This is a genomic window from Clostridium sp. Marseille-P299 (assembly GCF_900078195.1).
GTDB lineage: Bacteria > Bacillota > Clostridia > Lachnospirales > Lachnospiraceae > Lachnoclostridium.
This window is the reverse complement of the sequence record NZ_FJVE01000007.1, coordinates 1420926-1444318: the sequence shown is the minus strand read 5'-3', so window position 1 is coordinate 1444318 and position 23393 is coordinate 1420926. Positions and strand designations below refer to the sequence as shown.

At 33.5% G+C, this 23393-nt stretch carries 16 protein-coding genes; 3 read left to right on the top strand and 13 right to left on the bottom strand.

Going from position 1 to position 23393, the window contains the following annotated elements; all coding sequences use genetic code 11:
- Positions 1-161: 161 nt before the first annotated feature.
- Both BN4220_RS14195 and fusA read right to left on the bottom strand, forming a co-directional pair.
- Positions 162-893, bottom strand: coding sequence for an enhanced serine sensitivity protein SseB (locus tag BN4220_RS14195; protein ID WP_066717669.1), 732 nt, complete (start codon positions 891-893; stop codon positions 162-164).
- A gap of 349 nt (positions 894-1242) precedes the next feature.
- Positions 1243-3333 carry an elongation factor G gene (gene fusA, locus BN4220_RS14190; RefSeq protein WP_066717666.1) on the bottom strand — a complete coding sequence of 697 codons (2091 nt, stop codon included), beginning with the start codon at positions 3331-3333 and terminating at the stop codon, positions 1243-1245.
- Between the two features lie 671 nt (positions 3334-4004).
- On the opposite strand from fusA, the gene aroF reads away from it, so the two are divergent.
- From aroF to aroA, 3 genes are read left to right on the top strand one after another with little or no spacing between them, the layout of a single operon-like run.
- The gene (gene aroF, locus BN4220_RS14185; RefSeq protein WP_066717664.1) at positions 4005-5018 is read left to right on the top strand and encodes a 3-deoxy-7-phosphoheptulonate synthase; all 1014 of its coding nucleotides are present in this window, start codon (positions 4005-4007) and stop codon (positions 5016-5018) included.
- 16 nt (positions 5019-5034) lie between these two features.
- A complete protein-coding gene (locus BN4220_RS14180) occupies positions 5035-6189 on the top strand; it encodes a prephenate dehydrogenase (RefSeq protein ID WP_066717661.1) in 1155 nt (384 codons plus the stop codon).
- A gap of 53 nt (positions 6190-6242) precedes the next feature.
- On the top strand, positions 6243-7586 hold the full coding sequence (gene aroA, locus BN4220_RS14175) for a 3-phosphoshikimate 1-carboxyvinyltransferase (protein WP_066717658.1): 1344 nt from the start codon (positions 6243-6245) through the stop codon (positions 7584-7586).
- 85 nt (positions 7587-7671) lie between these two features.
- On the opposite strand, the gene BN4220_RS14170 is transcribed toward aroA, so the two are convergent.
- The 11 genes from BN4220_RS14170 to BN4220_RS14120 all read right to left on the bottom strand — a co-directional run bounded on the left by BN4220_RS14170 (position 7672) and on the right by BN4220_RS14120 (position 23393).
- Positions 7672-8676, bottom strand: coding sequence for a hypothetical protein (locus BN4220_RS14170; protein ID WP_066717655.1), 1005 nt, complete (start codon positions 8674-8676; stop codon positions 7672-7674).
- Entirely contained in the window at positions 8663-9001 is a 339-nt protein-coding gene (locus BN4220_RS14165; RefSeq protein WP_066717651.1) for a PadR family transcriptional regulator, read from the bottom strand. Before BN4220_RS14165 ends, BN4220_RS14170 begins: the two co-directional genes overlap by 14 nt.
- A 279-nt stretch (positions 9002-9280) precedes the next feature.
- Positions 9281-10060 (bottom strand): hypothetical protein, encoded by a 780-nt coding sequence (locus BN4220_RS14160; protein ID WP_066717648.1) that lies wholly within the window; start codon positions 10058-10060, stop codon positions 9281-9283.
- 212 nt (positions 10061-10272) lie between these two features.
- Positions 10273-11718: a TrkH family potassium uptake protein gene (locus BN4220_RS14155; protein ID WP_066717645.1), complete on the bottom strand. Its 1446-nt coding sequence runs from the start codon at positions 11716-11718 to the stop codon at positions 10273-10275.
- Positions 11719-11731: 13 nt separating this feature from the next.
- A complete protein-coding gene (gene trkA / locus BN4220_RS14150; protein ID WP_066717642.1) occupies positions 11732-12991 on the bottom strand; it encodes a Trk system potassium transporter TrkA in 1260 nt (419 codons plus the stop codon).
- Positions 12992-13553: 562 nt separating this feature from the next.
- Entirely contained in the window at positions 13554-15977 is a 2424-nt protein-coding gene (locus BN4220_RS14145) for an SGNH/GDSL hydrolase family protein (RefSeq protein WP_066717639.1), read from the bottom strand.
- Positions 15978-16142: 165 nt separating this feature from the next.
- Positions 16143-17870, bottom strand: a complete 1728-nt coding sequence (locus tag BN4220_RS14140) for a phospho-sugar mutase (protein WP_347477142.1) — start codon at positions 17868-17870, stop codon at positions 16143-16145.
- A gap of 269 nt (positions 17871-18139) precedes the next feature.
- A complete protein-coding gene (locus BN4220_RS14135) occupies positions 18140-19162 on the bottom strand; it encodes a glycoside hydrolase family 130 protein (protein ID WP_066717628.1) in 1023 nt (340 codons plus the stop codon).
- Between the two features lie 148 nt (positions 19163-19310).
- Positions 19311-20723 carry an ABC transporter substrate-binding protein gene (locus tag BN4220_RS14130; RefSeq protein ID WP_066717625.1) on the bottom strand — a complete coding sequence of 471 codons (1413 nt, stop codon included), beginning with the start codon at positions 20721-20723 and terminating at the stop codon, positions 19311-19313.
- A 22-nt stretch (positions 20724-20745) separates the two neighbouring features.
- Entirely contained in the window at positions 20746-22275 is a 1530-nt protein-coding gene (locus BN4220_RS14125) for a hypothetical protein (RefSeq protein WP_066717622.1), read from the bottom strand.
- A gap of 125 nt (positions 22276-22400) precedes the next feature.
- Positions 22401-23393 carry a carbohydrate ABC transporter permease gene (locus tag BN4220_RS14120; RefSeq protein WP_066717619.1) on the bottom strand — a complete coding sequence of 331 codons (993 nt, stop codon included), beginning with the start codon at positions 23391-23393 and terminating at the stop codon, positions 22401-22403.

Below are 23393 nucleotides of genomic sequence, written 5' to 3'. Positions count from 1 at the left end.
GCTTTTAATAAAAGCTTATCCACTTTGGTAATATCTATATTTTACTACAAATAGGAGGTGATATATAGTGATTTTAAACTATCAGATTCCAAACTTTTTGATTATTTTTGTGCACATTGTCTTTGTATTAAAAATTTCTATCGTTTTAACTAATTAATTGCTTACTTTTTATAAAAAGGATCTAAATCTTTAATTGCATCTTTTCCTAAATTAGTATCAATCGTAGTTAATTTAAATAGTTTATCATTTAAAAATGGGAATGCTTTATCAGCTATCTTATCAAAGGTTTCATCCATATCCCCTGTAAGATCAACAACGATTAAATGACTTTGCACATTGCCCTGTAACATTAATCTGTAATATGCAGCATTCACATTTGGTAATTCTTTAAGATAATCTGAAATTGCTGTTAACAATTCAGTTGGTTGTTCCTTTGGTTCTCCAAGATAAATCTTAGCATTCATACGCTCTTGTTTTTGTTGTTTTAAAGAAGCTACTAACTCTTTTTTAAATATTAAGTTTTCTCCATAAGGATTAATTACAAAACCTTTAAATCCAAACTCATCGTTTAGAACTAACTCAGCATAATTATCAAATGTTGAAAGGACTGCTTCTTGATTATCACCGTTATTCCATTTTCTTAATTCAGACCAATCTGTAAATGCTAAACAGTATTTATCACCATTTTTGTCCTTTATATAGCGATAGTTTACTTCTGTTTTATCATCAATTGCATTATATCCTGCGTCATCACCAGATTTTGTAACAAATGCTGGCATTAAAAATTGAGCCTTCATGACTTCATCGATCATCTGGCTTATGGACTCATCTGTTCCTCGTTTTCTCATAATCTTTATTGCGTTCAAAAGATCTTGATTATTTGTATCACTCATATGTCTATCCTCTTCTTTTTATATCGTACTCAAAACATCCAAAACTTTTGATGCTTTATATACCAATATAAAACATTCTTTATCATAATGTCAATAAATTTCCGATAATTCTGTATATTATTTGTGAAATTTTAATAATATTTTAATATGTAGGATTTTCCATCTAACTTATAATGCTTGAACAAAATACCAAATGATACAACAAATTATTTAAATACTACAAATTCTCTGAGGTAGAAAAAGATGTAGTAAGAAATCAACGTTTACACGTTTTCTTACTACATCTTTTAATTACTAAATTTAAATTCCCAAGCTTTCACAAGTAGGAATCGTACTTGATATGATTAAATTATTCGTTATCTTCTTGGGATTTTTGTGCTGCTTCTTCAATAACTTTTGATTGTACATCAGAAGGTGCTGGCTCATATCTTGCAAACTCATAGGAATAATCCCCTACACCACCTGTCATGGAGCGCAAATCTGTTGCATAACCAAATGTCTCGGACATTGGTATATCTGCTACAATTTCCTGCTTACCATTGTAATGTGGATTCATTCCAAGCACTCTACCACGTCTCTTATTCAAGTCTCCCATGATATCTCCTGTGAATTTATCAGGTACTACAACTTTTAATGAAACGATTGGCTCTAATAGAATTGGGCTAGCTTCTAAGACACCTTGTTTAAAGGCTTGAATCGTAGCCATCTTAAATGCCATTTCAGAAGAGTCAACAGGGTGATAGGAGCCATCTACTAAGGTAGCCTTTATTCCCACTACTGGGTAGCCCGCTAGTGGTCCTCTTAAAACACTTTCTGCAATTCCTTTCTCAACTGCTGGGAAGAAGTTTCTAGGAACGGATCCTCCAAAGACCTTCTCCTCAAATTCATAAGATTTATCGGTATCTCCAAGTGGTTCAAATTCCATATGCACATCGCCGTACTGGCCATGACCACCGGATTGCTTTTTATACTTTCCTTGTACCCTAACTTTTTTACGAATTGTTTCACGATAAGCTACTCTTGGTTTCTTTAGCTCAATATCTACTTTGTAGCGATTGAGTAATTTACTTACAACCACTTCAAGCTGTTGTTCTCCGATACCATAGATTAATGCTTGGCGATTCTCCACATCATTAACAATTTTAAGTGTTAAATCTTCTTCCATTAATTTAGCCATTGCTTGTGAAACCTTATCATCGTCACCTTTATTCTTTGTCTTATATCTAAGATAAGCATACGGAGTTGAAATTTTAGGTCGATCATATACAATCGGAGTTGCCTTTGTGGAGAGTGTATCTCCTGTTAAGGTATTGGATAATTTACCAATCGCACCGATATCACCAGCATAAAGTTCTTTTACTTCAATCTGTTCTTTTCCGCGAAGAATATATAAACGACTTAATTTTTCCTCGGTATCTCTTTCTGCGTTGTATACCACCGCATCTGATTTTAGGACTCCTGAACAAATCTTAATTAAAGAAAACTTACCAATAAACGGATCTGCAATTGTTTTAAATACTCTAGCTGTCATCGGCTTATTTGCATCATAATCTGCAGCAAAGGTTGAATCCGTCTTTAAATTTCTACCCGTTATCACCTGTTTGTTTGGCGATGGGAAATACTTTTCAATTGCTTGCAATAGCATATTCGAGCCTTGTGCATTCAGCCCTGATCCCATTAATACTGGTACTATGCTACAATCAATTACACTGCTACGTAATGCAGTTGAAATCTCCTGTGGAGTAAACTCCTCTCCTTCAAAATATTTTTCCATAAGCTCCTCAGATGTTTCTGCAACTGCATCCAATAAAGCTTCTCTATATTTATCCACATATTCCTTCGAATAATCAGGAATCGGACACTCTGTATATTCACTTAATTTTGTAAATCTTCTACCTGCCATTTTAACAACATTAACAAAACCAACAAATTTTTCATTTTCACGAATCGGAGAATGAAATGGAGCAATTTTTTTGCCATACAATTCTTGCAATTTTTCTACGACTGCTCGAAAACTAGCATTATCATCATCCATATCAGTTACAAAAAACATTCGAGGAAGTTTATATTTTTCACAGTATTCCCATGCTTTTAACGTTCCTACTTCCACTCCTGCCTTTGCAGAGACAACGATAACAGCAGCATCACAAGCACTTAATGCTTCTTCTACTTCTCCAACAAAATCAAAGTAACCCGGAGTATCTAGGATATTAATTTTGGTATCTTCCCAAATAATTGGCACCAATGTTGTACTAATTGAAAAAAGACGTTTAATTTCTTCTTTATCAAAATCACTAATGGTATTACCTTCTTCGATCTTGCCCTGTCGGTTTATAATTCCTGTAGTATACGCCATTGCTTCTACCAATGTTGTTTTTCCACACCCACCATGTCCTAACATTGCAACGTTTCGAATTTTTTCGTATTTGTAAGTTTCCATGTCTGTTGTCCTCCAATACTTAATAGTCAAGGAGTGATACAAGTAAACTTTCTGCACGTAAGGCTATGAATTACCTTGCCTCTTTATTTAGTTGTTACGTAACACCCTCTTGCCAAAATAATAATTACCTTGTCAGCTACTTAAAAAATCCTTTCTTTAGATTGATTTTGCATGTTATTCCTTATGAAATAGATTCATTACTTCATGTACTTATTTTACTAAATTTACATTTAATTTACAACTGTTTTATGTATTTATCACAAATCTTTTTTGATTTATGCTTAACTATCTTAATTTATCACGAAATATATTCTATATTTTCACATTTCGACATTTTTCTCCTTAAATTCATGTATAATCGTATTTTCCTCTTTATTTTATTTACATTTTAGATTGCATTTTTACTAATCTGCTTTACAGCGTTACGCTGTAATGTATTACAGTATTGACATTATAATTATATTGCGTTACAATTACAAAAACGTTAGAATAAATATTGGCTAAGTGAGTGGTGTACAAACTCATCTTCCAAAAGCAATTGTTGCAGAACGAACACAAACTTTTTTTGGTTCATGTTACAATGAAAGTGTAAGGAGCCAGCTAAGGCTTATTTGCAAAATTAGAAATAGCAAGAAATGAAACCAAATATTTGTAGAAAGTAAGGTAATATTATGATTATAGTAATGAAACAAGGAGCAAAAGAATCTTCCATTGAGAATATTCTTCGAATTATAAAAGAAAACGGATTAGAAGCCCATCTTTCCACTGGAAAGCAAGTAACTATCATTGGTGTAGTTGGTGATAAATCTAGATTAAGTGATAAAAACCTAGAAGTGGAAGAAGATGTAGAACGTATTGTAGCTGTAACCGAAAGTTACAAGTTAGCTAACAAAAAATTTCATCCAGAACCATCCGTAATTAAAGTTGGAAATACAAGCATCGGTGGCAATAAATTAGTTATTATGTCCGGCCCATGTGCTGTAGAAACGAGGGAACAATTACTTGAAACAGCATTTGCTATTAAAAAAGCTGGTGCACAAATTTTAAGAGGTGGTGCTTATAAACCAAGAACCTCCCCATACTCTTTCCAAGGACTTGAAGTAGATGGTCTTAGATACATGAAAGAAGCGAGTGAGGCAACCGGTTTAGCAACGATTTGTGAAGTAACAAGTTTAGAGGCCATTGAAGCTGCTGTGAAATATGTAGATATGCTACAAATCGGCGCTCGTAACATGCAAAACTTCTATCTATTAAAAGAAGTTGGTAAAACTGGTATGCCAGTTCTTTTAAAACGTGGACTTGCTGCAACCATCGATGATTGGTTAAATGCAAGTGAATATATTATGGCAGAAGGTAATCCTAATGTAGTGCTATGTGAAAGAGGAATTAGAACCTTTGAGACTTCTACAAGAAATACATTAGATTTAAGTGCAATTCCTGTAATAAAAGAAAAGAGTCATCTACCAATTATCGTAGATCCAAGTCATGCGACTGGTGTTAGAAATTATGTAGAACCTCTTGCCAAAGCAGCGATTGCAGCTGGTGCAGATGGTCTTATGATTGAAACTCATCCAAATCCTGCTACTGCATTATCTGATGGTCCTCAATCCTTAACATTCCCTCAATTTGAAACTTTGTGTGAAAAATTGCGTCCATATGCTAAGCTTGAAAATAAATTCTTCTAAGAAAGGTAGGTTTACTATGGATACTACAATCGTTGGCTTTATTGGTTTTGGACTCATTGGAGGTTCCATTGCAAGAGCTTTAAAAGAAATTGATGGAACCATTCCTTCCTCATTAACAAAAAAGAATGAGAATCCGTCTGAAACATTTTATAATATTGCTTATGATTATCACACAACTGGAGTCAATGGTGGACTCTCTCTTGCCTTAGAAGATGGTACCATTGATAAAATATCTAAAAATTTATCCGAAGATTTTAAAGATTGCGATATCATTTTTTTATGCGCTCCTGTCTTAATGAATATTGAGTATTTGAAGCACTTAAAGGAAATTATAAAACCTACCTGTATTATCACTGATGTTGGAAGTGTAAAGGGAAATATTCATGAAGCCGTGAATGAACTTTCACTCACAAAGAATTTTATAGGTGGCCACCCAATGACTGGATCAGAACGTACTGGATATGCAAACTCAAATTCATTATTACTTGAAAATGCATACTATATTTTGACACCAACTAAGGATACCGATCAAGGTGTCCTTAGCTATTTCACAAATTTAATTAAGAAAATGAATGCAATTCCTTTGGTTATCGATTATAATGAGCATGATAACATTACAGCAGCAATCAGTCACGTTCCACATATCATTGCTGCTCAACTCGTAAATCTGGTTCGCACTTCGGATGATTCGGAAGAAAAAATGCGTACATTAGCTGCAGGCGGTTTTAAAGATATTACAAGAATAGCTTCCTCCTCTCCTATTATGTGGCAAAATATTTGTTTGACAAATACTTCAAGTATCAAACATTTCTTAAAACAATACATTGATTCCCTAAATCATGTTGTGGATGCCCTTGAAAAAGAGGATGAACAATATCTTTATGAAATCTTTGATACTGCCAATACATATCGAAGTCTAATTCCAAACAGTCGTGGCATGATGAATCGCATTCATGAAATCTATATTGATATTACAGATGAAGTTGGTGCGATTGCTATTATTGCAACCCTTCTTGGAAGTAATACGATTAATATTAAAAATATTGGAATTGTTCATAACAGAGAATTTGAACAAGGTGTATTGCGTATCGAATTTTATAATGAAGATGATTTGACAAAAGCCGTAGCTTTGTTAAAAGGACATAATTACACTTTGTATGAACGCAGTTAATGAATCCAAACGATTTGCGAAGCAACCAAATTGGAAAAGGAGTTTAGATTACTATGCAATTTGAAAAAGTACATCAATTATCTGGTCGCTTATCCGTACCAGGTGACAAATCCATCTCTCATCGTGCAGTGATGTTTGGTGCTATTTCCGAGGGAAAAACTGAAGTTTCAAACTTTTTACAAGGAGCAGATTGCTTATCAACCATACGCTGCTTTTCACAAATGGGTATTGAAATTGATAATAACAAAGAAAAAGGTACCGTAACAATACAAGGAAAAGGACTCTACGGGTTAAGTAAACCTAACGATATCCTTGATGTGGGTAATAGTGGTACGACACTACGTTTAATTTCTGGTATTTTATCTGGGCAAAAATTTGAAACTAGACTTAGTGGGGATTCCTCCATCCAAAAACGTCCTATGGAACGTGTCATTACTCCACTTAGTATGATGGGTGCTGATATTTTAAGTATTAACTCAAATGGTTGTGCACCTCTTCGAATCAATGGTACACTTTCCTCTAGACTTCGCAATGTTGGTGGTTATGAAAAGCAACTACATGGAATACACTATAACTCCCCTGTTGCTTCTGCACAGATAAAGTCATCTATTTTACTTGCAGGTCTTTATGCAACGGATAAAACTTCAGTTACTGAGCCTTATGTTTCAAGAAATCACACTGAAATTATGTTGCGTCAATTTGGTGCAAGTGTTCATACTGAAAATACAACTGCTACCATTGAGCCAAATGCAAAATTAACTGCATCTAAGATCATGGTACCTGGAGATATTTCTTCTGCAACTTATTTTATCGCTGCTGCACTTTTAATACCAGACTCTGAGATTCTAATTGAAAACGTTGGTGTCAACCCAACAAGAGATGGTATCCTTGAAGTTTGCAAACAAATGGGTGCAGATGTAACAATTGAAAACTTAAGAAATACTGAATTTGAAGCGACTTGCGATCTTCGTGTACGCTCTAGCAAGCTACATGGTACAACCATTGGTGGTTCTTTAATTCCTCGTTTAATCGATGAAATACCAATGATTGCTGTTATGGCTTGTTTTGCAGAAGGTGAAACAATTATTAAAGATGCTGCTGAATTAAAAGTAAAAGAAAGTAACCGAATCGATGTTATGGTTACCCAGTTAAAGATGATGGGCGCTGATGTAGAGGCTACTGAGGATGGAATGATCATTCGTGGGCAAACTCCTATTAACGGAAAATCACCACTTACCGGTACTGAAATTGATAGTAAGGAAGATCACAGAATTGCAATGTCCTTTGCCATTGCTGGAATTGCATCAGAAGGTACTACTAAAATTAAGGGCGCTGAATGTGTTAATATCTCCTACCCTAGTTTCTATGAGGATTTAAAGAAATTAGTTGTGAGATAATATATCATCAAAAAGTTATAAAAGAAAAAAGAGGGTGTTACCAAATGTTTTATTGACATTTAGTAACGCCCTTTTTTCATATCAGTTATTCAATTACATCTCGCTTCCATGTTGTTTTTATTAAATCATAAAGTCGTAATGTAACCCTTCCTTTTGCTTCTGCAATTTTATCTTTAAGCAAGACTTCGTCTTTTTCTTTTTCATTGTTATCTACTGTAAATAAATAAAAACCAAATATATCACCGTCTTTATATTTCAATGAATCAAATGTACTTAGGCTACATGCATAAGGCATTCCATCCAAAAGAACCTGCATTTTACCAACAATAACGTCACTAATATTTTCTTCTTTTATTGGCTTTTCCTGAGCTGTAAAACCGCTATATGATGTACCATCAATTAAATGATACTCAACTATAGAATATTTAGTATCATTTAATGAGCTTTTATATATTGGAGTAACAAGGGTTCCACCATGTCTATTATATCGTCCATGGGTACGAAAAAAAACATTATAAACACCATTATTTTCTTTCACAATATGATCAATATCTATTATACACTGTCCATCATCATAGATTACTTTACCAATATTACTTTCAAGATTGCTAAGGTCTACTTCAACTTCATAAAATGTGCTAGTATTTTCAAACTCGACGTTATAATCGTTATTTTGTACCATAAAAGCTAATCCGTTTTTTAAAACACCTATCGTTCCATTTAACGATAATTTGTTATAGATCATCACTCCAATAATTCCAAAACACAATATACCAATAGCTACTCGGTACTTCATTACCGTTTTCCGTTTTTTATTTATTCGTATTTTTTTCTCATGAGGAAGGCCCTCCGATATCTTTTTACAAAAACTTTCTATATCATCACCATAAATACTTTCTGGTACCCGACTCTCTTTCTGTGCATCGTATAGCAATACCAAGATATCTTGCATTACATCATTTAACTTATCCTCTTCTACCCTTTCTTTCAGAAAAGCACACAACTTTAAATACTCCAAGGCATATTCACTCTTTAGATATTTTTCAACATTCTGATTGTTTTGTACTGTATCTTGCCTATCTTTTATCATAAACTGTATATACCCCCATTATGTTATCAATGATGATACGCAAATTACTCCAAACAGCTTGATAATCATTTAATTGTAATTTTCCCTTTTCACTAAGAGAATAATATTTACGGATTGGTCCTTCATCTGGATCCATTTTATGGATTTTAAATAGTCCTTCTACCTCTAATTTTAAAAGTACTGGATATAAAATACCTTCATTCACATCTTTCAATCCGTATTCTCTTAATTCATTCATAATCTCTTTTAAATTTAATGATTTATCATTTAGAAGCATTAGAATGCAACCATCTAATACATTGTTTAACTTGTTTGTAATACTCATCACATTTTCACTCTCCTTTTTAGTAAGACATGTTGTCATATCTATTATTATATTACAAAATATTTCCATTTTCAAATATTGGAATTTATTTTGTTATTTAAAAAGTAAGAATAAATTATAGACACCTAATAATGGATTTAAAAAGAATATGAAAATAATATACTTTTATAGAAGATAGCGTATTCTAGAGAAAGTTTTTACAGAATCGATGAATCCTTATATAAAGAAAATAGGACAATGAAAACTAGCTCTTGCCCTGTTTTCATTGTCCTGTAAATACTAATAAAATCCGTTATAATACGATCCGCTCATATTTCCTGAATTAAACTTTCCGTTTGCCCCATAAAGTTTATTTCCATTAACACCAGCCAATGCTTGGTTGCTAATCTCGAATGCCTTGATATAAACCTTACTAACATAAGAATTATTTCCTTGAAACAAGGTCTTAATATCACTAATATCAGCATCTTTAAATTTCGTTTCATCCAGTGATAATTTATTATCACCGCTTACTGAAATACCTATTTTATCTAGTAATTTAGAATTCGCAGTGGTTGCTCCTGTCATGAACGTAGCTTTTCGTAAAATGTTCACATTATCTGTATTACTTGCAGAATCTAAAACTGAATTATAGGCTTTAATATAGTTCTTAAGCGCACCTTTAATCGAATCCATATCATATTCTAATGTAGTTGTCTCTACTAGTGTTGTTTCATCTGTTACGGTAGTTTCTTTCTTGTTAAATAAAGAATCCTTACCTTTTGCCAAAAGCTTGTTGGCTGCCTTCATTAAACTATCCGCATCTTGCTTTGCAGTAACATACTCTGCTTTTGTTGTGGTATCATTTCCTAAGATACCACTGGTGTCACTTCCTAATATACTGCTGGTATCATTTCCTTCTGCTTCTTGCTTTTCATAATAAGCTCTTAATAATTTTTTATAGCTACCATTTTTAATACTTAGATAGTCTCCCAATATATTGTTTGGTTTTGATGAACTTTGATTGTTCGTTGAAAATAGTGAATTAGAAAAGTTATAATACCCCGAATTGATATTCATAAAATCACTCCTTTGTATGGAATAACATTACTGTTACTTCTGACATCCTTGTCAAATATTTATGCATCTAAACATTATATCGGAGTTTTTTATAAAAATATTATAGGAGCATATTTAAGTCCTTTAAAAATCTAATCCTAGACTACAGCGAAAAAAATCTTTTTCATTTGTCAACAACGAAAAGATAATTAGGTTATTAGAAAAAACCTTTCTTAAAATTTCTTTCTCCATAAATTTGGTGATAATAACATCAAAAATGGAAAGATTTCTAATCTTCCAATTAGCATATCAAGACAGAGTACCACTTTAGATAAAACAGAAAATTGAGAAAAATTTCCTGATGGTCCTACCTTAGATATTCCTAATCCACCATTATTAATCGCAGATAATACCCCACTAAAAGATGTGGCGAAATCGAAATTATCCAATGATACAATCAGCACTGATATAATTAAAATAAATACATACGCAATCATATACATATAAACACCATGAATTGTTTCCTCATTTATCTTTTTCCCATTTATCTTTATAATACGAATCGATTTTGGATGTATCATTTTTGCAATTTCTTTTTTTATACTTTTTAGTAAAATTAAAAATCTCGCTACTTTAATCCCTCCGCCAGTAGAACCTGCACAAGAACCGATGAATCCTACAATTAATATCATACTTTTAGAAAATTCAGGCCATAAATTAAAATCGTCTGTAGCAAATCCTGTGGTTGTAATCGTAGACGCTACCTGAAATAATGCATATCGCAAGGACTGAAAAACAGTACCATATATATCAAAAATATTCATAGCAATTAAAACAGTAGCTACGATAATTACTATAAAATATGCCCTTACTTCTTCATCTTTCCATACATTTTTCACCTTTTTAAAGAGAAATAAATAATATAAATTAAAATTAATTCCAAATAGAATCATAAATACAGTAATAACAATTTCTATATAAATGCTATTATAAAAAGCAATACTATTGGTTCGATTATTAAATCCACCAGTTCCCGCTGTACTAAATGCATGAGTAATGCTGTCATATAAATCCATTCCTCCTGCAAGAAGGAATACTACCATAATAACTGTTAGTGCAAAATACATTCCATATAAAATCTTTGCAGTTGTACGTGCCTTTGGCACTAACTTACTAAGCTCTGGACCAGGTACTTCCGCTCTCATTAAATGCATTGAATTTTTATCATGTAAAGAAGTGATAACCATTACAAAAATTAATACTCCCATACCACCGATCCATAGTGTTAAGCATCTCCAAAAATTTATTCCTTTTGATATTTTTGAAACGTCCCCAATTACGGTTGATCCTGTGGCAGTAAAACCTGAAACTGTCTCAAAAAATGCATCTATGTAATTGGGAATGCTACCAGAAATATAAAAAGGTAGTGCACCAAATACAGACCATAACACCCATGCAGCCGATACAATTATTAATCCGTCTTTGGTATAAATTGTTGTATTCTCTGGCTTCTTTCTTCCAAAACATAAATAAATAAGCAATAAAATTGCACTGGATATTAAAAATGAATATCCACTTTCTTCTTTATAAATCCATGATACAATTGCGGGAAGTAAAATAATAATAGCTTCTACACCAAACATTTTTCCAAGTATATATCTTGTCATTTTATAATTCATGATATGCCTCCAACTATATGAAAATTTCCGCTATATCTTGAATTCTTCGCTCTTTTGTAATAACAACAACACTATCACCTATATGTATTGAGTCATCACCACTTGGAATAATAATCTTACCTTTTCTTCCAATGCAGGCAATTAATATATTTTGCTTTATTGAAAGATTTTTAATTGGAATATTTGTGTATTCTGTTTCCTTATGAATTAAAAACTCTAATGCTTCAACTTTTCCATCTACTAACAAATACATCGTTTCTACATTTGCACTTTTAATGGAGTTGTGACGTGCCCTTACATAGCTAGTAATTGCATCCGCAGTTACATCTTTTGTGGACACGGTACTATCTATTCCTAGATTTTCTACCATTTGTACTCTCATATCTTCATTTACTTTAGCAACAATTTTATCAATTAGATCGTGGTCTGTTGCATCCCCATGTATTATGGTAGCTTTAGGAAGCATCTCACATAGCTTTTCACATTGTTGATAGTCTTTTTCAATAATTTTTACTTGCATACCTAGCTGACATAATTGTTTTGACAAATAGTAACCAACTCTTCCACCACCACAAATAATTACTTTATTAATTTTACGCTCATAATTTCCAATAGACTTAAAAAATGCTTCCATTTTTGCATGGGCTGCTGCAATATGAAGTCTATCTCCCTTTTCCAGTACAAAATCACCTGTAGGAATGATAACTTCTCCATTTCTCTTTACTGCACAGACAAGTATTTTAATTCGATATTTTTTATATATTTGTAAAAGACTCATTCCGATTACCGGATTTCCATCTTTAATAGAGTACTCTACTAACTCCATTCTACCTTTTACGAATGTTTCTATTTTACTTGCTACTGGAAAAATTAGAATTCGTTCAATTTCTCTGGCAACTGCAAGCTCTGGATTTACTGCCATACTCAGTCTTAGTTCATCCTTTAAGATATCCATTTGTTGAAAATAGATAGGATTTCGCACTCTGGCTATGGTATGTTTTGCTCCAATTTTCCTAGCAATCAGGCAAATAAGCATATTTAATTCATCCATTGATGTACACGCAATTACTAAATCTGCGTCTGGTACGTCTGCTTCCTTTTGTACTTCTACACTAGCTCCATCACCAATGATACAGCTAATATCTAATTTATCCGTTGCTTCTTTTAATTTAATGGGATTTTTATCTATTAATATAACATCATAATTTTCTTCGGAGAGTTGCTTTGCTAATTTATAGCCAACTTTTCCATCTCCAATAATTACAATTTTCATAGTATCTCCTTAGTCTTATGTTCGATTGTGTAACGTTTATCACAAGTTTTTTACTATAAACTTATATGTTCTAGAAAATATAAATTTATATGTTTAAATAAATATAAATTAAAGATATTCAATACAATAAAAAAACAATGACCTCCCTTTTTTATGGTATAATTTCTATTCCAAAAAAACTTATACGAAAGGAGCCATTGCTCATGGGTAACATTATACTATAATTACTTATTAATATCAATCTCAACAAATTATCTACTTTTTGAACTATATTTGCAAATTGTAATTACTTTTTCAACTCACTGAATTTTATTTGCAGATACATTCCTGTAAAATAGAAAACCTCCAAGTTACCTCCTTATTGAACTGCCCTCATAAGTTAAATCCAAAGATTTAATAAGCCCCTTGCCAAGTAGACAAGGGGCTTATCATATCAAACTTATGGGGGTCAGTTCTTATTTTTATAATCTTGAAGGTTTTGATTATTGAAATCTACAATGCACAGCATATATAAATTACTCTAATTCAATTACAATCTAACGCTCCCTTAAATCATAACATACTATTTAACCGCAGATTCTCCTGCAATAACAGATACCAGATTGAAATCCTTCTCTCCACTTTCTATAATACGTATCTCTACAGTATGTTTTGTATTTTCACCATTCATGAGAAGATTATGCATATAAATCCAATCACCCCATCCATTTACAAAGTTACCATCCAAGGCGATTGCTTTCTCTTCCTTACCATCAAGTATTGCGATAGCTTTTGGTGCACCTAGGGTATTGGTTCTCTTATACTGAATGGAAATATTACCACCAGTCACCTCAAACGTTATACTATCTCCAACATTCTTTGCAGTAAATCCACGTTTAAATACATCTGTAATACCATTTTGTTCTCTCGTATCTGCTACAAATCCTTTTAATACCGGTGAACTATTTGTATTATTATATCTTGTTAATGTCATACCTACACATACACTAATTTTATCAGGAATATCATAATCCTCAGTTGTAGAATAAGTTCCTTGCTTCACCTTTTCTAAGAAGTTGGTTACAATTTTTGCACCATACCTATGCCCAGTATCATTTGGATGAAGGTTATCCCCTGATACATCTGACGCTTTCAACTTCCCTAATAAGATTTCTTCAAATACACTCTCCTTCATACTAACAATCGGTAACTCATATGCCTTTGCTATTTCATTATGCATAATTTGCACGTTATTCCCAGTATCATAGCTAACCATGTTAAGAACCATAACCGCAGGTTGATTCTTTGCACTAAGTATCATTCGCAAAAGGCTCTCATAGCTATCTTTAGAAATATCTCCAGATTCATCATTTACACTAAATTCAACAACAACAAAATCTGGTTCATATTGAAGTAAATCTTCCTCTACTCTTGCACAAGCAAATTGAGAGGTCGTTGCTCCAATACCCGCATTTACAAAGGTAATATTAGCATTTGGATACTTCTTACACCACCAGTCATACACTAATTTCGCATAGCAGTGATCATTATTTGATGCTCCGGACCCCATTGTAATAGAGCCACCGATGAAACCAATGGTAATATCCTCGCCATTCTCTGCTCTTGACATAACATCTTGAATTCTTTTCGTATTTCCTACATTTAATATTGCTCTTTCTTCTAATGGAATCATGTCTTTCGTCACCCTCTTTACACTATAAATTTCACCAGCGGTACCAAATCCTAAAATATGAAAGTTCTTTTGAATCGAATCTTCACTTACCCGAATTTCTACGACATGCTCGCCTTCTTCTACCTCATTTAGTAATAATGCTACTTCAGGATTATTCCAACCAGATGGTGAATTACCATAGACCGTCTCTTTTTTCTTACCATCGATATAAACCTCGATATTCCCCATGTTATCACTATTGTCCTCTTTATAAAGAAGAAAAAGATTTCTACCCTTCATGGTAAATTTAAAAGAACCTGCATCTTCTTTGCTCCAAACCCAACCATTTAGAAAATGAACAATATTAGAGTTCCCTTCTAAAAACCCACCAAGTGACTCTGGATATAAATTCTGATTGTTATAAAACTTTAGGGAAGAATATATTGGTCCATATGCTCTAACCTCTGTATAATCTAAATCTGTGGCATCCACTTGACTTACAATTGCATTTTCAAAATAATAAACGAGGTAATCCTTAATCATCCCATGGCCTTCTTTGGTTGGATGTGCCTCATCCTGTGCGTAGGTACTCCAGGAAAGTGTTGCGTCCTCTATGTCCTTTGTAATTGCTTGTTTTACACTGATCATAGGGAGTTGATACACTTCTCCTACTTTTTTCATCTCCTCTTCACAAGAATATCCATTCTCAAGAACTGTAAATAACAAGATTACCGCAGGGCTATTTTCTTGCTCTAAACATCGTTTCACTAAACTTTCGTATACCATACTGCTAGTGGTATCATTTGCATCATTTACTGCAAATTCTATCACAATAATATCAGGATTCTCATCTAGAACATCCTGCTCTACTCTTAATAATCCAATGGTGGAGGATGTACCGCTTAGACCTGCATTTATACTTTCAATGTTCTTATTTTGAAATTTCTCTTGCAACCACTTAGTCGTTTGAGTTACATAATTTTGATTCTTATTCACTAAATACCCTTCCGTAATAGAACCACCGAGAAAAGCAATTTTTGTTTTCTCTCCTTGCTTCATTTTATTAATTGCTTGATGAATTCGATATGTATTTCCAATATTTAAAAGAGAACGCTTCACGGTTTCTGTTGCTTCTATTTCGACGTTTGCTTCTATCTTGACGTTTTCTTTTGTTCCGACGTTTTCATTTAGCACATTACTTACCTGCTCATTTGAATCATGGTTCATCTCATTCCCACCATTGTCCGCTCCCTTTTTTATAAAAAAAATTACCACAACTAGAATTAAAACAATGAATAAACCACCAATATAATATTTTATTTTTTTGTCCTTCATCTTCACACCCTTTGATAAACTTTCATTTAAATCCGTATAAGAAAATTGAATACTATATGAACTCTTCTCACAATTATACAGATTTTAATATATAAAAAGCCGCTAAACATATGCGTAACAACTACACATATTCAGCGGCTTTGTCAAAGTTTTTTTGTCGTTATTTTATTCTGCTAGTTTTAACAATGGCGCTCTTAAGCTTTCAAGCTTTTTACTTGCATCTTCAAAATTGCTTCCTTTTACACCAATGTAGAATTTAATTTTTGGTTCCGTACCTGAAGGTCTTACGCAAACCCAAGCATCGTCTGTTAATTCAAAATATAAAACATTTGACTTAGGTAGACTTGTACTTGAAACATCAAAAGTCTTTAAGTTAAGTACTTGGTCTTTTTCGTAATCACGGAATGCTACGACTTCATAATCTCCCAATACTTTTGGAGGATTATTTCTGATTGTCTCCATCATCTCGTTAATCTTTGCAGCACCTTCTACTCCCTTTAACGTAATGGTCTCAAGTCCTTCTTTAAAATATCCATACTTCTCATATAGATTTAACATCTGATCCCATAGAGTAAGTCCTTTTGTCATATAGTATGCAGCTGCCTCACAAAGAGCCATAACTGCTACAATTGCATCCTTATCTCTTGCATGAGTTCCAATGAGACATCCATAGCTTTCTTCAAAACCGAACTCGTAAGTACCAGTTCCGTTTTCTTCAAATAATTTAATTTGTTCACCAATATATTTAAATCCAGTTAATACTTCAATCAATTTGATGTTATATTCTTCTGCAACTTTATCAGCCATATTGGTAGAAACGATTGTCTTAATTAATGCACCGTCTTTTGCTATTGTACCCATTTCTTTTTTCTGACTTAATAGGTATTCACAGATTAATAAACCGGACATATTACCGGTAAAGGATACATACTCTCCTGTTTTAGAATCTTTCGCATAAACACCTAAACGGTCTGCATCTGGATCCGTTGCCAAAACTAAATCAGCATCTTTTTCCTTAGCAAGCTTTAAAGCTAAAGTAAATGCGTTTGGATCTTCTGGGTTTGGTGATTTTACTGTAGAGAAATTACCGTCTGGTTTTTCTTGCTCTGCTACTACATAAACATTCTTAAAACCAAGCTCATCTAATACTCGACGAACTAAAACATTTCCAGTACCATGAAGTGGTGTATAAACAATTTTTAATTTTTGACCAACTTCTTCAATAATTTCTTTATGAAGTACTAGTTTCTTTAATTCTGCTACATATAAATCATCAATATCTTTACCAATTGTATGATAAAGGCCTGCTTTGATCGCATCTTCTTTTGACATTGTCTTAACATCGTTAAAATCAGTAACCTTATTCACTTCACTGATGATTGCTTCATCCTTTGGATATGTGATTTGTGCGCCATCTTCCCAGTAAACTTTATATCCATTATATTCTGCTGGATTATGGCTTGCTGTAATTACAATACCTGAAATACATCCTAATGTACGTAGGGCAAAGGATAATTCAGGAGTAGGTCGAAGTGACTCAAAACGATATGCTTTAATGCCATTTGCACAAAGGCAAAGTGCAACTTCTTCACTAAACTCAATTGACATATTTCTAGAATCATATGCAATTGCAACGCCCTTATCTTGGCCGCCTTCTTTAATAATAAAATTTGCAAGCCCTTGGGTTGCTTTTCTAACTGTGTACAAATTCATACGATTTGTTCCAGCTCCTACGATTCCTCTAAGTCCACCAGTACCAAATTCTAAATCCTTATAAAAACGATCTTTAATTTCTATATCATTACCAACTAATGATTTCAATTCTGTTTTAGTTTGTTCATCAAAGTAAGGATTTTCACACCAGTCATTAAACTTATCTAAGTATTCCATGATTGTTGCCTCGCTTTCCATATTTTAAGTTCCAATGATTGCCTATTACATAACGTATTTAGTTTATATCTCTTTGCAGAAAATATCAAGATTTTTCTAGATAAAAACTAATTATAATCAATCATATTAAGTTTGACTTGTATTTTACTTCTTTATTATAATCCCAAACTTCGCAGATTCAAAATCTTTACTATACTTGATTAATTCAGCAAAAGCATAAATGACTTACCATGATTAAAACTTTTACATCGACGTGACTATGATGATTTAGCTTAAATTATGCCTATCGTAGCATCATCTGCAATGTCTAAATGATTTTCAATCACAAAATTTACAATCTCATGAACCGTAGTAAATGCTAGTCCAACATAGCTATCTGCTGCTCCATAATAGATTGCAATTCTTCCAGTATCGGCATCTGTTAATGCAGCGCATGGAAATACAACATTTCCAACAAATCCACGTTCTTCATACCACGTTTCAGGTGTTAAGATTAATTTTTCAGAACGATATTTTACCTTTGATGGATTCTCAATATCAAGAATTGCTGCACCCATACTGTATACATAACCATTACATGTGCCAGTAACGCCGTGATAAATTAATAGCCAGCCCTCACTGGTTTCAATTGGAGCTGATCCACCACCTATTTTTAGTGACTGCCACCACTGACCATGTCCCTTTGTCATTACATGTCTATGTTTTCCCCAATACACTAAATCTTTACTTTCACTGATAAAGATATCACCAAATGGAGTGTGTCCACTATCGCTTGGTCTGGATAACAATGCGAAATTGCCATTTAGCTTTCTAGGGAATAATACACCGTTTCGATTAAATGGTAGAAATGGATTATCCAAGCGTACAAATGTTTTAAAATCCGTAGTCTTTGCTAAACCAAGCGCTGCCCCATAAAAATCGGTACACCAAATGATATAATATGTATCTTCCACTTTAATAAGCCTTGGATCGTACGCATAACGAGGCATAAAAGGTTCTCCTTGCTCGTTTACGAATGAAATCTTTTCTTGCTCATACGTCCAATGAATGCCATCTTTACTATATCCAAGATAAAGATGTGGAACTCCATTCGTTTGCTCTGCACGAAACACTCCAATGAATTCTCCCTGATATGGCACTACTGCACTATTAAATATTCGTGCTACTCCAGGTAGGGGATTCCGATCAATAATAGGGTTTTCTGAATATCTCCATACTGGACCAACACCGTTTTCTGGTTTTTCTTGCCATGGGATATTTGGTAAAGAATCTGTTAGCATTTTTACATTAATCATAATTACCTCCATGATGTCGCTATGCGTATTTTTTATAAGAACAATTGAAAGATTCATTCAATTATCACCTTAAGGTTCTTTATGAGGGGGTGTTGCATCTTTTCACGTTATTTTGCAACACCCTCTCTTTATTAAACTTTATAAATCTTTATTTAAAATAAGAATCGAGTGCGTCTTGAATAACTAATTTACTTTCTTCTGCTAATTGTGATGCTGTTTTTTCTCCATTTAAAAGTGGAACTAATGAGAAATTATCGCCTAAACCTAAGCTTCCCCATATATCAAATTGCTCTTTGGTTCCCATGTCTTTTAAATAGTTAAAGTTTCTTTCCGTAATCATCTGATTTTCAAACCACTCTGTATCATCCCTTAACTCTGTATCTCCATCATACCAATTCGTCCAGTCATAAAATACATTGTAAACTAACTCAGGATCTTTAATTCCTTTTGGAATAAAATAGTAACTACCAGCTGTGATGTTATGTTTGTTATTTTCAAAACTTCCACTTGGTCCCACTGGCCATGGAACAACACCTATTTCAAAACTCAAATCAGATCCACCATACTCTGCCATAACCCATGCAGCAGTTGGCCAAAATGCGATTAATCCTTCGGCATAAATCGTTGTATTAATACCCCAATCATCTTGATTCCATGGTTTTGCAACTTTATCTACGTTATACATATTGTAAATAAAGTCTAATACTTCAATTGTTGCTGGGCTATCAATTCCTGTTGTTGTAGAACCTGCAATATGAGTACCGTTAGACATTAACATCTGATTTAACAGATTGGTCCACCAACCGCCATATCCATATACATCTGTAACACTATCTCCATCTTTATCTTTGGTTAAAGCAAGGAGATATTCTCTAAACTTAGCCCAAGTCCACTCACCTCTATCGTATAAATCTTGAGGATTTTCAAGATTTGCCTCTTCTATCATATCCATATTAAAAGCAAGCGGATAAGGATTTAAATTCACTGCTGTTTGTTTAAAAAGATAAACGCCTTCTTTTCCCATGTCGCTTAAATCCATTGAAGATAACACAGTCTGATCATTAAAGATATCATTATCTCCACCAATTACTGTACTTAAATCAGTTGCGTACCCATTTAAAACAGCTGGAATACCAAATTGAAGATCAACTTCATAGATATCACACTCAGGTACCCCTGCCATAATGGAGGTATTAATACTTTCAATTGTTCCATCCCATGTTAAATTCACAAACTTAAGTTCAATATTGTATTTTTCTTCGATAGCCCTTATGTTATCTAATTGCATTTGAGCAAGCTCTTGATCCGTAACATTTGGATTATCAGTTATTGCTTTATGATCACTTGTATAATAATGGTCATACCAAGTACCTACAGTTATCACTCTTTTTTCTCCACTTTTAACTTCCTGAGTTGGAGTTGGATCAGCTGCTTTTGTAACATTGTTAGTTTCTTCTTTTATTGTCTCTTCTGTTCCACCTTTACCACATGCACTTAGTGAAAATACCATTACAAGGACAAGCATAAGTGCCATAAGCTTACGATATCTTAATTTACCCATAAACAATCCCTCCTATAATCGATTATTGTATCGTTACCTTTGTAACTTCTAATGCTGCACCACAATCTCCAACATTAAAAGCATCTAAGTAAGTGGCTAAATCAGTCGTACCAAACGCAGCTGCCATATCTTCATAGGTATAAGTAGCAACCGTTCCAGTATCTGCACTTGCAGCAACTTTTGCCCATCCAGCAGCTTCTGGTTTACCATCAGTCCAACTTTGTAGTATAAGTTCTGGGCAAATCTCCGAATTATAATAAACTGAAACAATACAACCTTCTTTTAATAAAGATGGATCAAAAGTACCGCCGTCATTTTTAATGGTTTGCATTACAACTGCCTGCCCCCAACCGCCAGCTGAGCTACCAGTGGCACCTTGTAATTCTACTTCTTCTCCAGTACTTTCTGCTCCATATGAAATTTTTGCAACAGATAACGCATTACCAGTATCTCCAACGATAAAATTATCTAAGTATGTAATAAAATCGTCAGTGCCAAAGGCCGCTACCATATCATCATACTTATATTGAGCAATTGATATAGAATCATTTATTGCAAAAGGAGCTACCTTAGCCCAACCAGCAGCATCTGGTTTTCCATCCGTCCAGCTTTGTAATACTAATTCAGGAGCAGAAGCAGATGAGAACCAAATTGTTATAATAGTACCAGGTTTTAAGATAGAAGGATCAAATACACCACCGTCATTTTTAAGGGTATTTAGTTGAACTGCTTGCCCCCAACCACCTGTAGATGAGCCTGTTCCTCCATCAATTACTGCTTCGCCAACAACCTTTGTTAAATTCGAAAGATCGTCTGCACCAAAGCCCGCAGGTTTATTGAAACTAACGGAAGTATCCACTGGAATTGGATTTCCATTCACATCTCGTATAATGATATTGTCAATATACAAATCACAACCTTCTACTCCTTTTGTGATGCCATTATCCGTTTCTTTTGTAAAAACAAAGAAATTGTATGCGTTTGCTACAAATGCTTCGCCTTTATTTTCAAGAACACCTTTTGCTAAATTTGGATTCTTTGTTTCAAGATAAACCGACCAAGCATCTCTTGATTCGGTACGATTCTCCCCACTATATGCATAAAGAAATCCGGAGGAAGCGTAGAATTTACCATCTGGATATTCTGTTGAAACAGTCATTTCAATGGAATATACGTCTGTAATCTTATCCCCAACTAAGCTACTAACATCAATAGCTACATAAGGAATTTTATTCTCTTTCACATCAACTTTTAATGCCTTACTACCATTAAAATCAACGATGGATATTTCCGATTTGTCTGCATTACCTGGTGCAGTATTAAGCATGATAAAATCGTATTTACCATCTTCAAATGTAACCCCTTGCCCCTCTGTTACAATCACTGGCTCTTCCTTCTCAACCACAGGCGCTTCCGTAGGTGTTGCCTCAGCTTGTGTTGGTGCAACCGTTGCAGGTGCATCCGTTGGTTCATCCTTACTCTTGCATGCGGATAGAGAGATTATCATAATAATTGTCATGATAATAGAAAGAAACTTTTTCTTTTTTAACATACTACTACTCCTCCTTAATTTTTTCGTAAAATTAACATAGCTTTTCAACTCTTCTGTATTCTCTCTTCTTTTTGTTTCTTTCTTTCGTATAGCGGCTTGCATAAGATGCTTTTCCTAATAATCCTTTAACCAACAATACCGCTTCGTTCAACACCTTCAATAAACTTCTTTTGCAACACTATATAGATAAGGATGACTGGTAAAATAACTAAAATAATACCAGCATTCACATATAGAGTCTGAATTGAAATATCAAGTATTCGATCTGCATTTGCAATCGTGTCCTGTAAAGATACGATTTTTCTACTTAATAATTGATTCGCATCTATAACAAATAACCTAGAGAAAAAAGTATCGTTATATTGCCATACAAGTGAGAATATAGCTACCGTAATAACAGAAGGAATTGCATTTACTAACATGATACGAAAATAAGTCGTCCACATTCCTGCTCCATCCACAAATGCAGCTTCCTCAATTTCTTTTGGTAATCCTCTAAAAAATTGGTTGAAAATATAAATATACAAGCCAGAACGTAAACCACACCCAAACAAAGTCATTATTATCATTGGTTTCGAAGATTTTAATAAATTCACAGCTTCTCCATTGACAGCTTTTATAATGCCAAAAATATCGAACTGTTGAAATGTAAGATAAAGAGGTAACATAATCGTATGGGTAGGCATGATGATCATAATAATAACTAAGCTAAATAAAAATTTTTTAAATGGAAATTGAAATCTAGCAAATCCATAGCCCACCATAGAACAAACTAGGACTTGAATAATCATTAATCCTATATCATAAGCAAGTGTGTTAATAAGCACCTTTATGTAATCTAATCTAAGAAATGCAAGTCGATATCTTTCAAGCGTTGGATTTGAAGGTATTAAATATACCATTGGGTTATATTGATCCTCATCTGAGAAGAAGGAACTACTTAACATTCCAATTAAAGGACCTATAATGACATAACAGATTCCTATAATTACAGCAAATCGGAATAAAGTAACTACTAAACTTTTCGCTTTTGATATCCAACGGCTACGATCATTTGCGAATTGTTTATCATTTTTTATTTTATAAACTGTATCTTTATACTTTGTAATTATATTCAT